General features: G+C 67.1%; 10 protein-coding genes and 1 riboswitch. Of the genes, 7 read left to right on the forward strand and 3 right to left on the reverse strand.

Annotated features, from left to right (window positions below):
- Positions 1-40 precede the first annotated feature (40 nt).
- Genes IB225_RS09325 through ilvC form a run of 3 tightly spaced genes read right to left on the reverse strand, consistent with a single transcriptional unit; the run spans position 41 to position 3,049 of the window.
- On the reverse strand, positions 41-313 hold the full coding sequence (locus IB225_RS09325) for an ACT domain-containing protein (RefSeq protein ID WP_192270800.1): 273 nt from the start codon (positions 311-313) through the stop codon (positions 41-43).
- Entirely contained in the window at positions 297-2,045 is a 1,749-nt protein-coding gene (ilvG, locus tag IB225_RS09330) for an acetolactate synthase 2 catalytic subunit (protein WP_192310999.1), read from the reverse strand. The genes IB225_RS09325 and ilvG overlap by 17 nt, the downstream gene beginning before the upstream one ends.
- Positions 2,042-3,049, reverse strand: a complete 1,008-nt coding sequence (ilvC, locus tag IB225_RS09335; protein WP_192311000.1) for a ketol-acid reductoisomerase — start codon at positions 3,047-3,049, stop codon at positions 2,042-2,044. The genes ilvG and ilvC overlap by 4 nt, the downstream gene beginning before the upstream one ends.
- A gap of 367 nt (positions 3,050-3,416) precedes the next feature.
- On the opposite strand from ilvC, the gene ilvD reads away from it, so the two are divergent.
- The 7 genes from ilvD to IB225_RS09370 all read left to right on the forward strand — a co-directional run bounded on the left by ilvD (position 3,417) and on the right by IB225_RS09370 (position 11,679).
- Positions 3,417-5,258: a dihydroxy-acid dehydratase gene (ilvD, locus tag IB225_RS09340; protein ID WP_192311001.1), complete on the forward strand. Its 1,842-nt coding sequence runs from the start codon at positions 3,417-3,419 to the stop codon at positions 5,256-5,258.
- Between the two features lie 7 nt (positions 5,259-5,265).
- Entirely contained in the window at positions 5,266-6,066 is an 801-nt protein-coding gene (locus IB225_RS09345) for a PhnD/SsuA/transferrin family substrate-binding protein (RefSeq protein WP_192311002.1), read from the forward strand.
- 72 nt (positions 6,067-6,138) lie between these two features.
- Positions 6,139-7,977, forward strand: a complete 1,839-nt coding sequence (locus tag IB225_RS09350) for a methyl-accepting chemotaxis protein (RefSeq protein ID WP_192311003.1) — start codon at positions 6,139-6,141, stop codon at positions 7,975-7,977.
- 31 nt (positions 7,978-8,008) lie between these two features.
- Positions 8,009-8,109: riboswitch (TPP riboswitch) on the forward strand.
- Between the two features lie 122 nt (positions 8,110-8,231).
- Positions 8,232-10,118, forward strand: coding sequence for a phosphomethylpyrimidine synthase ThiC (thiC, locus tag IB225_RS09355; RefSeq protein ID WP_192311004.1), 1,887 nt, complete (start codon positions 8,232-8,234; stop codon positions 10,116-10,118).
- A 94-nt stretch (positions 10,119-10,212) separates the two neighbouring features.
- The gene (locus tag IB225_RS09360; RefSeq protein ID WP_225583667.1) at positions 10,213-10,812 is read left to right on the forward strand and encodes a DUF4136 domain-containing protein; all 600 of its coding nucleotides are present in this window, start codon (positions 10,213-10,215) and stop codon (positions 10,810-10,812) included.
- Positions 10,809-10,976 carry a hypothetical protein gene (locus IB225_RS09365; RefSeq protein WP_192311005.1) on the forward strand — a complete coding sequence of 56 codons (168 nt, stop codon included), beginning with the start codon at positions 10,809-10,811 and terminating at the stop codon, positions 10,974-10,976. The genes IB225_RS09360 and IB225_RS09365 overlap by 4 nt, the downstream gene beginning before the upstream one ends.
- Before the next feature lie 16 nt (positions 10,977-10,992).
- A complete protein-coding gene (locus IB225_RS09370; RefSeq protein ID WP_192311844.1) occupies positions 10,993-11,679 on the forward strand; it encodes an ion channel in 687 nt (228 codons plus the stop codon).
- Positions 11,680-11,701: the final 22 nt, after the last annotated feature.

Below are 11,701 nucleotides of genomic sequence, written 5' to 3' on the forward strand. Positions count from 1 at the left end.
CGCCTCCGTACCGCAACATCCGCGTTGGCGGGTGCGGCCTTCATGCGGCGCGGTCCTGGTGACGGCTATCCCGGCTCAGCTCCTGCACGGCGCTGAAGGACAGTTCCTCCACATCGTAGATCTTCAGCAGCTGCTGGCGCAGGGTCTCCGGCGCGCGGGTGCTGTCGATCACCAGCGCCAGCGCCCAGTGGCCTTCACTGTCATGGGTGGCATGCACCGCATGGGGTGGGAAGCCCCGGCGCTCGATCATGCCCAGCACGCGGACCAGGGCGCCCTCGGCAGGTTTGAGCTTGAGTTCAAGCCGGTAGCGCATTCTTCTTCTCCGGGCCGTCGGCCGCGACGGCCGGCTCGGCGGATGGTTTCGCGGGATTGGCATCCAGCATCGAACTGTTGGCATGGTTCGGCGGCACCAGCGGCCAGACATTCGCCTTGATGTCGATGGTGACGTGCAGCAGGGCGGGGCCGGGCTGGGCCAGCAGGTCGGCCAGCGCGTCCTCGACTTCGTCGCGCAGGCTGATGTGGCGGGCCGGAATGCCGAACACGCGTGCCAGCGCGGCGAAGTCCGGGTTGTCGGACAGGTCGATCTCGCTGTAGCGCTCGGCGAAGAACAGTTCCTGCCACTGTCGCACCATGCCCAGCGCGCTGTTGTCGATCAGCACGATCTTCACCGGCAGCTTGCAGCGGGCGATGGTCGCCAGCTCCTGCACGTTCATCATGAAGCCGCCATCGCCGTTGACCAGGACGACGGTGCGATCCGGGCAGGCGAACTGCGCGCCCATCGCAGCCGGCAGGCCGAAGCCCATCGTGCCCAGCGCGCCGCTGGTCAGGTGGTTGCGGGGATGGGTGAACTTGCAGTGCTGCGCCACCCACATCTGGTGCTGACCCACGTCGCACGCGATGATCGTATCGGCCGGCGCCACCTCGCTCAGCCGCTTCAGCAGGCCGGGCGCGTAGATGTCGGTGCCGGGTGCGTCGTAACGGAAACCGAAGCGCTCACGGTTGCCCGCGCAGCGCTTGCGCCATTCGTCGCAGGTGCTGCGTGCCGCGTTCAGTGCCTTCAGGCTGGCGGCGACGTCGCCGGGAACCGCGATGTCGGCCTTGCGCAGCTTGCTGATCTCGTAGGCATCGGCGTCGATGTGCAGCACACGCGCGAACGGGGCGAACTCGGCCAGCTTGCCGGTGGCGCGGTCGTCGAACCGTGCACCCACCACGATCAGCAGGTCGGATTCCTGCACCGCCATGTTCGCGGCCCGCGTGCCGTGCATGCCCAGCATGCCCAGGTAATGCGGATGGCCGGCGGGCAGGGCACCCAGGCCGCGCAGCGTCAGCACAGTCGGGATCTTAGTCGCATCGACGAACTGGCGGAACGCGTCCACCGCATCGGCCAGGCCGATGCCGCCGCCGCCGTAGATCACCGGCTTCTCGGCGCCGGCGATGGCGGCCAGTGCGTCTGCGAGCTTCGCGTCTTCCGGTGCCGGCACGGGATCGACGCTGGCCGGCACGTGATCGGGCAGATGCGAGGCATCCGACATCTGCACGTCCTTCGGCAGGTCGATCAGCACCGGACCGGGGCGGCCTTCGCGCGCAATGCGGAAGGCCTCGCGGACCATCTCCGGCAGATCGTCCACGCGCCGGGCGACGAAGCTGTGCTTCACGATCGGCAGGGTCAGGCCGAACACGTCCAGTTCCTGGAACGCGTCGGTACCCATCAGCGTGGTGGCGACCTGGCCGGTCAGGCAGACCATCGGCACCGAATCCAGCATCGCGTCGGCGATGCCGGTGACCAGGTTCGATGCGCCCGGGCCGGAGGTGGCGACACACACGCCGACCTTGCCGCTGGCACGAGCGTAGCCGTTCGCGGCCAGCGCCGCACCCTGTTCGTGGCGCACCAGGATGTGCTTCAGGTTGGAGTCCACCAGCGCGTCGTAGAACGGCATGATGGTGCCGCCGGGGTAACCGAACAGCGTGTCCACGCCCTCGGCTTCCAGCGCACGGGTCAACCAGCGGGCGCCATTGCGTGGAGCAGTGGCCGCGGCGGCGTTCATGCGGCGGCCTGCTCGTCTGTCTTCGTTTGCGGGGCGTTGGCCTGCAGCCAGACCATCTTGGCGCGCAGTTCCTTGCCGACCTTCTCGATCGGGTGGTCCTTGTCGGCCTGCTGGAACTTCTTGTAGTTCGGCAGGCCGGCGTCGTACTCCGCCTGCCAGTTGCGGGTGAAGGTGCCGTTCTGGATGTCGGTCAGCACGTCCTTCATGCGCGCCTTGACCGAGGCGTCGATGACGCGCGGGCCGCTGACGAAGTCGCCGTACTGCGCCGTCTCGGAGATGAACTCCAGCATGCGGGTGATGCCGCCTTCGTAGAACAGGTCGACGATCAGCTTCAGCTCGTGCAGCACTTCGTAGTAGGCGATTTCCGGCTGGTAACCCGCTTCGACCAGCGTCTCGAAACCGGCCTGCACCAGCGACGAAGCGCCGCCGCACAGCACGGCCTGCTCGCCGAACAGGTCGGTCTCGGTCTCTTCCTTGAAGGTGGTCTTGATGATGTTGGCGCGGGCGCCGCCCAGGCCGCCGGCGTAGGCCAGCGCGAACTGCTCGGCCTTGCCGCTCTTGTCCTGGTGCACGGCGTAGATGCAGGGCACGCCACGACCGATCTCGTACTCACGACGCACCAGTGCGCCCGGGCCCTTCGGCGCGACCAGCACCACGTCCAGGTCGGCGCGCGGTTCGATCATGCCGAAGTGCACGTTCAAGCCGTGGGCGAACAGCAGTACGGCGCCTTGCTTCATGTTCGGGGCCAGCACGTCGGCGTAGAGCTTCTTCTGCACCATGTCCGGGGTCAGCACGGCGACCAGGTCGGCGTCCTTCACCGCATCGGCCACCGCTTTGACGACGAAGCCGTCGGCCTGCGCCTTCGCCTCGGTCGGGCCGCCCGGGCGCAGGCCGACGGTGACGTCGAAACCGGAGTCGCGCAGGTTCAGCGCATGCGCGCGGCCCTGGCTGCCGTAGCCGACGACGGCGATCTTGGGTTGCGGGAGAGCGTTGGCGGTGGTCATGGGGCGGAATTCCTGAGGATTGAGGTGGAAGGAAAGGCTCTTAAACAAAAAACCCCGCACTTCTCAGTGCGGGGTTTTGCGAATCTGGCGTTGCTTGTTGCTTACACGCCTGTCCGTCCCGCAGTTGTGGGCGAGGTAATAAGGACGAGTACGAGGACGGGCGCCGCGATGCGTGCGGTCGGGTCGGTCGTCGTGGGCGTGTGGCGTTGCAACATGCGGCAAGAAAAACATGCCGCTCGGAAGCGTGTCAAGCGATTCGACAAGCTTTTCGACGATTGGATGATTTCACTCGATATGGTTGCAACTGAAACCGTGAAAAGCCAGCAGAATCAAGGCTTCCCACGTCGTCGCAGCACCGCTGGTTTTCATGCCCGAGTACCGTTCCAAGACCTCCACCCACGGCCGCAACATGGCGGGTGCCCGCGCGCTGTGGCGCGCCACCGGCATGAAGGACGAGGACTTCCACAAGCCCATCATCGCCATCGCCAACTCGTTCACCCAGTTCGTGCCGGGCCATGTGCATCTGAAGGACCTCGGCCAGCTGGTCGCACGCGAGATCGAGCGCGTCGGCGGCGTGGCCAAGGAGTTCGACACCATTGCCGTCGATGACGGCATCGCGATGGGCCATGACGGCATGCTGTATTCGCTGCCCTCGCGCGAAATCATCGCCGACTCGGTCGAGTACATGGTCAACGCGCACTGCGCCGACGCGCTGGTGTGCATCTCCAATTGCGACAAGATCACGCCCGGCATGCTCATGGCCGCGATGCGGCTCAACATTCCGGCGGTGTTCGTGTCGGGTGGCCCGATGGAAGCCGGCAAGACGCGCCTGGCCGACCACAAGCTCGACCTGATCGATGCGATGGTGATGGCAGCCGATCCGAATGCCAGCGACGAACAAGTCGCCGCCGTCGAACGCAGCGCGTGCCCGACCTGCGGCTCCTGCAGCGGCATGTTCACCGCCAACTCGATGAACTGCCTGACCGAGGCGCTCGGCCTGTCGCTGCCGGGCAACGGCACGGTGGTGGCCACGCATGCCGACCGCGAACAGCTGTTCAAACGCGCCGGGGTGGTGGCGGTGGAGCTGTGCCATCGCTGGTACGGCGGCGAGGACGCGACGGCGCTGCCGCGCGGCATCGCCACGTTCGAAGCGTTCGAGAACGCGATGACGCTGGACATCGCGATGGGCGGTTCCACCAACACCATCCTGCACTTGCTCGCCGCGGCGCAGGAGGGCGAAGTGCCGTTCGACATGCGCGACATCGACCGCCTGTCGCGGCGCGTGCCACAGCTGTGCAAGGTGGCGCCGAACACGCAGAAGTACCACATCGAAGACGTGCATCGCGCGGGAGGCATCATGGCGATCCTCGGCGAACTGGCGCGCGGCGGTTTGCTGCATACCGATGTCGCCACCGTGCACGCGAAGACGCTGGGCGAGGCCATCGCGAAGTGGGACGTCACCACCGTCGAGGACGAAGCGGTACAGACGTTCTACAAAGCCGGACCGGCCGGCATCCCGACCCAGGTCGCCTTCAGCCAGGCCACGCGCTGGCCGTCGCTGGATACCGACCGTGCCGAGGGCTGCATCCGCAGCGTGGAGCATGCCTTCTCGCAGGAAGGCGGCTTGGCGGTGCTGTACGGCAACATCGCCGTCGATGGTTGCGTGGTGAAGACGGCGGGCGTCGACGAGTCGATCCATGTGTTCGAAGGCAATGCCCGCGTCTACGAAAGCCAGGATGCGGCGGTGGCCGGCATCCTCGGCGACGAAGTGAAGGCGGGCGACGTGGTGGTCATCCGCTACGAAGGTCCGAAGGGCGGGCCGGGCATGCAGGAGATGCTGTACCCGACCAGTTATCTGAAGTCGAAGGGCCTCGGCAAGCAGTGCGCGCTGCTGACGGACGGGCGTTTCTCGGGTGGGACCTCCGGGTTGTCCATCGGCCACGCATCGCCGGAAGCGGCGGCGGGTGGCGCAATCGGATTGGTGCAGGAAGGCGATCGCATCCGCATCGACATCCCACAGCGGTCCATCAGCCTGCTGGTGTCCGACGACGAGTTGGCATCGCGTCGTGCCGCGCAGGATGCGAAAGGCTGGAAGCCTGCACAGCCGCGTGCACGCAAGGTCAGCACCGCGTTGAAGGCGTACGCCTTGCTCGCCACCAGCGCAGACAAGGGCGCGGTGCGTGACAAGGCGCTGCTGGATGCCGTCTGATACGCGGATGCGCTTCCGCTCTGTTCTCGCCCTGCTGCTCGCACTCACCGTCCTCCCGACGTCAGCGAAGGAGGAGGTGCGCAAGCCCTGGGTTGTCGCCACGTACGCCTATCCCGAGCGCGACCGTGCAGCGGCGATCCAGCCGTTGGCGGACTATCTCGCAAAGCGCGGCCGGCATCCGGTGCAGGCGGGCCAGGTCGATGTCGCGGTGCCCAATCTCCATGGCTATCTGCAGGCGCGTCGCGACGTGCCGCAGGCCACCACGCTGCCGGTGCCCCAGGTACCTGCGGCGCAAGCGGACCGTTATCGCACGGTGATCGTGGCGCGCGATGTCGCGTCGCTTGCAGCGCTGAAGACGCAGGCCGGCCAGCTGCGGCTGGCCCTGGTCGGACGCGATTCCGCGTCGGGCGGTTTCGTGCCGACGCAGTACCTGCGCAGCCAGGGACTGGATCCGGAAAAGGCGTTCGCGTCCGTCGCCTACGCCGGCTCCCACGCCGCGGCCTTGCAGGCCGTCGTCGAAGGCCATGCCGACGTGGCGGCGCTGGCGGGTGACGTCTACGCCGCCGCGCGCCCGGACGACGTCAACGTGCTGTGGCGTTCCGATCCGATCCCGCCCGGCCCGCTGCTGTGTCGCGCGACGACCGAGGTGCCGTGCCAGGCCATCGCCGCATGGCTGCTGGAGGCGCACCGGGAGGATCCGTCCGTGATGGCGGCCCTGCGCGCGGGCTGGCCCGAGTTCGGTGACGCGACCGTCTTCGTTCCGGCCGATGTCGCGCGGCTGTCAGAGGTCGCACTGCCAAGGGACTGACCCCGGTCCTGCCTGAACAGGCCCCTCAACTCACATCTTCTCCGGCCGCTACCGATAGACGGAGGAGGGGTTATGGCAGCGATCGAAGACAGGCACGCCGACAGCGTGGCGACAGGGGACGTCCTGCCGGACGCGCCCGTGGGATTGGTGCGGCTGGATGCGTCTGCGCGCGTCGTCGCAGCCAATCGCGCCGCCTGGGACCTGCTGGCGCAATCGCCCGACGCATTGCTGGGCCAGCCGTGCGAGCAGCTGTGGGGCCTCCCTGCCGCAGTGTTGAATGACGAAGAAGGCAGCTGGTGCGCGCCCGGCAACGATCCCGCACGCCGCATCCGCTACCAGGCCGACCGCGACGGTGAAGGTTGGCTGCTGTCGTTGCCGCATCCGGAAACCGCCGCGCTGCTGCGCGATGCCGCCCGCCTCGCGCAGGGTGAAACCCCTGCCGCCGTCACCCCGGTGCTGCGCGACGTCGCGCAACGCCTGACGGATGCCGCGACCGAGCGCGCCCTGCTGGAGCGTATCGGCGGCCTGCTCGGTGGCTGCGATCTTGATCTGGCGTTGCCTGATGCGCAGGCGGGGCATCCACTGTCGCGGCAGATCGCCGCCGGCTTCGGCAACCTGGCCGAGGCGATCCGGCAAGCCGTCGCGCTGTCGGTGCAGGTCGCGGCCGAAGTGCCGCACCTGGTCGGCGACAACGACGAACTGCTCACCCAGTCGCAGGCACAGGTCACGGCGCTCGACACCGTGCTCGACGCCGCCCGTCGCCTGTTGCAGGGTCTGAAGGGCGCGGGCGAGGAACTGCAGGCCGTCATCAGTGTCGCTGCCAGCGCTGACGCCAGCGCCCGCCAGGGCGTGGCGGCCGCGCGTCAGCTGGGCGATGCGATGCGCGAAGTCGAACGCCGTTCCGCGCGTGCCGGCGAGGTCATCGAGGTCATCGATGCTGTCGCCTTCCAGACCAACATCCTGTCGATCAACGCCAGTATCGAAGCCGCGCGTGCGGGTCCGGCAGGGCGTGGCTTCGCCGTCGTCGCCACCGAGATCCGCCGTCTTGCCGAACAGGCGGCGACGGCGGCACGCGATGTGCGCGTGATCCTCGACGAGAGCGGTCGCGCGCTGACCGAAAGCGCGGCCTCCGCCGAAGCGACCGGACAGGTGCTGGTCGGCATCGGCGACCTGCTGGCACGCGCCAGCCAGGCGATGGAATCCGTGGTCGAGCGCGTCTCCGCGCAGGATCAGGAAGTCATCGCGATCGATGCCGCCGTGGATCGCGTCGCCGCCCTCAGTCGCAGCAATCTCGAGCACGCGGACCAGGTGGCGGCGCGCGGCACGGCGCTGGCGCAGGGCACGGACACGTTGCGAGACTGCGTCGGCCTGTTCAGGCTGCCGGCCGATCCGCTGGGACATCGTCGGCACGCGCGCGTCCGCGACTTGGCCCAGGCGGCATCGTTGCGTATCGGCGATGCCCTGGCGGACGCACTGGAGCAGGGGCGCATCGATGAGGACGCCCTGTTCTCGCGCGATTACACGCCGATGCCGGGCATCGAGCCAGCCAAGTTCACCACCCCGTTCGACGCGCTCTGCGACGAGCTGCTGCCGTCCTTGCAGGAACCGGTGACCGCGCGCCATCCCTGGATCGTGTTCGCCATCTGCGCGAATCCGGACGGCTACGTGCCCACGCACAACCTGCGCTTCACCCAGCCGCTGACGGGCGACCGCGCCCGGGATCTGGTGGGGAACCGCACCAAGCGCATCTTCGCCGACCGCGTCGGCCGCAGTGTGGGCGCGCATACCGACCCGTACCGGCTGCAGGTCTATCGGCGCGACACCGGGCAGATCATGTTCGACCTGTCGGTGCCCGTCTTCGTCGGCGACCGCCACTGGGGCGGATTCCGCGTGGGCTATACGCTGGAGTGACCTTGCCGGCCCGGGGTTTGTGGTCTAATTCGCCCCGAAGCGGGGGTATCGCCGGCCGGGCCGGCGATTGAGACAGACCCTTCGAACCTGATCCGGTTGAGACCGGCGTAGGGAAGCTTCGCAGGATGCGCCGTATTGCCGTGCCCCGTGCCCGCAGTCCGTCCGCCGCCGCGCCGCCGCTTCGTCCGTGATGCGAACCCTCGCATCCCACCATGCGAATCTCCCTGTGCGGGGATTCAAGAAGGACGAAGCCGATGAATGCCATTCCGAAGCCCGCCGCCGACCTGCTGCAACAAACCGGGCAACTCTCCGAATCCGTCACGCGGCCGATCCCGGGCTCGCGCAAGATCTTCGTGCAGGGATCGCGTCCCGACCTGCAGGTACCGATGCGCGAGATCGCGCTGACGCAGACGCCGACCATCTTCGGTGGCGAAGAGAATCCGCCGGTCACCGTCTATGACACCTCCGGTCCCTACACCGATCCCGATGCCCGCATCGATCTGGCCGCCGGCCTGGCCGCGCTGCGCACGAAGTGGATCGAGGAGCGTGGCGATACCGAACAACTGGAAGGCCTGAGCTCCGATTTCGGCCGCAAGCGCGAGCACGACCCGAAACTGGATGCGGTGCGCTTCCCCAGCCGCGTGCTGCCGCGTCGCGCCAAGGCCGGCGCCAACGTCAGCCAGATGCACTACGCCCGCCGCGGCATCGTCACGCCGGAGATGGAGTACGTCGCCATCCGCGAGAACCAGCGTCTCGACGCCGTCCGCGAAGCGCACCTGCTGGCGCAGCACCCGGGCGAAAGCTTCGGCGCCAGCATCCAGAAGGTCATCACGCCGGAGTTCGTGCGCGACGAGATCGCGCGCGGTCGCGCCATCCTGCCGAACAACATCAACCATCCGGAAAGCGAGCCGATGATCATCGGCCGCAACTTCCTGACCAAGATCAACGCCAACATCGGCAACAGCGCGGTGTCGTCGGGCATCGCCGAAGAAGTCGAGAAGCTGGTCTGGTCGATCCGCTGGGGTGGCGACACGGTGATGGACCTGTCCACCGGCAAACACATCCACGAGACGCGCGAGTGGATCATCCGCAACTCGCCGGTACCGATCGGCACGGTGCCGATCTACCAGGCGCTGGAAAAGGTTGACGGTCGCGCCGAAGCGCTGACCTGGGAGATCTTCCGCGACACGCTGATCGAACAGGCCGAGCAGGGCGTCGACTACTTCACCATCCACGCCGGCGTGCTGCTGCGCCACGTGCCGCTGACGGCAAAGCGCGTGACCGGCATCGTCTCGCGTGGCGGTTCGATCATGGCCAAGTGGTGCCTGGCGCACCACAAGGAGAACTTCCTCTACACGCACTTCGAGGACATCTGCGAAATCATGAAGGCCTACGACGTGGCCTTCTCGCTGGGCGACGGCCTGCGACCGGGCTGCATCGCCGACGCCAACGACGCGGCGCAGTTCGGTGAACTGGAAGCGCTGGGCGAGCTGACCAAGATCGCGTGGAAGCACGACGTGCAGTGCATGATCGAAGGGCCCGGCCACGTGCCGATGCAGCTGATCAAGGAGAACATGGACAAGCAGCTGCGCGAGTGCGGCGAGGCGCCGTTCTACACGCTCGGGCCGCTGACCACCGACATCGCGCCGGGCTACGACCACATCACCAGTGCCATCGGTGCAGCGATGATCGGCTGGTACGGCACCGCGATGCTCTGCTACGTCACGCCGAAGGAGCACCTCGGCCTGCCGAACCGCCAGGACGTGCGCGATGGCATCATGGCGTACAAGATTGCGGCGCACGCGGCCGATCTGGCCAAGGGTCATCCGGGTGCCCAGGTACGCGACAACGCGTTGAGCAAGGCGCGCTTCGAGTTCCGCTGGGAAGACCAGTTCCACCTGGGGCTCGATTCAGAGAAGGCGAAGGAATTCCACGATGAGACGCTGCCGAAGGACGCGCACAAGCTCGCGCACTTCTGTTCGATGTGCGGTCCGCACTTCTGCTCGATGAAGATCACCCAGGACGTGCGCGACTACGCGGCCGAGCATGGCGTGGAGGAGCAGGCAGCGCTGGAGGCCGGCATGGCCGAGAAGTCGGCGGAGTTCCTGGCCCAGGGCGCCCAGGTGTATCGTCAGGGCTGAACAGGCCCGGCGGCGTGCATCCGCGCGGTGCTCTCACGCGTAGTGTTCACGGGACGTCCGCCATCATGGCGGCGTCCCCGACAGGAGAATGAACATGCTCGGATTCGCCCGCACGACCGGCCGCTGGATGATGGTGGCCAGCGCTCTCCTCCTGGCCGCCTGCGCCACCGGCCCGCGCGTCACCAGCGACGTGGACCCGTCGGCCAACTTCGGCCAGTACCGCACCTTCGCCTTCTATTCGCCGCTTGCGATCGAGGGGCAGGGCTACGCCACGCTGACCAGCGGGCGCACCAAGGACGCCGCGCGCCGGCAGATGGAGTCGCGCGGTTACGTGTACGACGAGAAGTCGCCGGACCTGTGGGTGAACCTCAATGCCTACATGCAAGAAAAGACGGACGTCGTGAGCACGCCCGAAGTCGACTACGACTACTACTACAGCTACCGCGCCCGTCGCTATGTCTCCGTGCCGTACTGGCGTGACCGGACCGACGTGTACAAGTACACCGAAGGTACGTTGAACGTGGACCTGGTGGATGCGAAGCAGAACCGCCTGGTCTGGACAGGTGTCGCGGTAGGCCGCGTCGGCCGCACCAAACCGGAAGAGCGCGGCGCACGCATCGATGGCGCGGTGGCGGAGATCTTCCTGCGTTATCCGTACCGTGCGGGCAGCGGCACGCCGGCGGCCACGCCATGAAGGGCAGTGGCAGCAGCCTTGCGAAGGCCGGCATCGGCTTTGGCACCGCGCTGGCTATCACCATTTCGTGGAGCGCGAACAAGTCCTTGCTGTGGGTGGTGATCCATGGCGTGTTGTCGTGGATCTACGTGGTCTACTACGCGCTGGTCTACCACTTCAAATGAAGGTCGCTTCATGACGATGCCCCTGGCGTGGCTGCGATGGCTGGTCACGGCGCGTCGCCATCCCTGTGCGTTCCTGCTGATCGTGCAGCTGGCGGGCATCCTGCTGTATCCGGTGATGGAGGACACCCAGGCGGGCCGCGCCCTGTTCGGCGCCTTCGGCATCCTGGTGCTGGCGCTGGCGCTGTGGGTCGTCAATCGCAGTACGGCGGTGAACTGGATCGCCTGGTCGCTGGCGATACCCTCCGTACTGCTGTCGGTATCCGCGGCGGTCTTCGACCTGCCGTCGCTGGGCGTCTATGCGCACTTGCTGGAGAGCGGACTGTATTTCTACACCGCAGGCAGCCTGATCGCGTACATGCTGCAGGACCACTCCGTCACCAGCGACGAGCTGTATGCCGCCGGCGCCACGTTCACGCTGCTGGCGTGGGCGTTCGCGTTCTCTTTCTCGGTCTGCCAGCAGTGGTATCCGGGCAGCTTCACGGCCGCGGTGGATCCCACGTCGGCGCGCAGCTGGATGGAACTGCTGTTCCTGAGCTTCAGCCTGCTGTCCGGGGTCGGTCTGAGTGACGTGGTGCCTATCCTGCCGCAGGCGCGAGCGCTGGTGATGCTGGAGCAGTTCGCGGGCGTGATGTACATCGCCGTGGTGGTGTCGCGGCTGATCGGCCTGACCATTCTCAAGGCACCTGCGCGCAAAGTCGATTGAGCGCCTCCGGCACATAAAAAAT

Origin of the sequence: Pseudoxanthomonas sp. PXM02 (assembly GCF_014851805.1) — a bacterium.
In the GTDB taxonomy this organism is placed as follows: Bacteria; Pseudomonadota; Gammaproteobacteria; order Xanthomonadales; family Xanthomonadaceae; genus Pseudoxanthomonas_A.